This window comes from Vibrio sp. 1249-1 (genome assembly GCF_033340495.1).
This window is the reverse complement of record NZ_JAWOWJ010000177.1, coordinates 1-530: the sequence shown is the minus strand read 5'-3', so window position 1 is coordinate 530 and position 530 is coordinate 1. Positions and strand designations below refer to the sequence as shown.

Sequence of the window (530 nt, the reverse complement as noted above, 5' to 3'; positions counted from 1 at the left end):
TGGCTCAGCAGCTTCGTGATCTCAATTCAATGATTCAGGTACGCACGATTACCAAGCGTCTCGACCAAGCTCAGTTACAACTCGAAATCATGTTGGCGGATGTGGTGTTGGATTGCAGTGACAACCTGCCAACGAGGCAGCTGATCAATCAAGTTTGTTATGAGCAAAATACACCTCTGATATCGGCGGCAGCGATTGGTTGGCAAGGGCAGTTTGCTGTTTTTGACTACTCAGACAAACCATCAAATTCAGGCTGCTATCGATGCTTGTATCCGTTTGATGAATTGCAGCAAACAATGAAGTGCAGCGAAACCGGCATTATCGGTCCTGTGGTGGGCACTCTGGGGAACTACCAAGCTCTCGCTGCTATTCAAAAGTTGGCGATAGATCGCTTTCATGTTGAGTGTGGTCAGTTACACCTCTTTGATGGACTGCGGATGAACTGGCAGACCATGTCTATAACCAAAGACAAGCAATGTCAGGTTTGTGGTGACAATAATCTTGCACCAGTGAGCAGTTAAGAGATGACC

The 530-nt window shown here is 47.0% G+C and carries 1 protein-coding gene; it reads left to right on the top strand.

Features of this window, described 5'->3' with window-relative positions:
- Positions 1-521: HesA/MoeB/ThiF family protein (locus R7Z50_RS25055; protein ID WP_318149430.1), on the top strand; the 521-nt coding region annotated here is incomplete at its 5' end.
- Between the last annotated feature and the right edge of the window lie 9 nt (positions 522-530).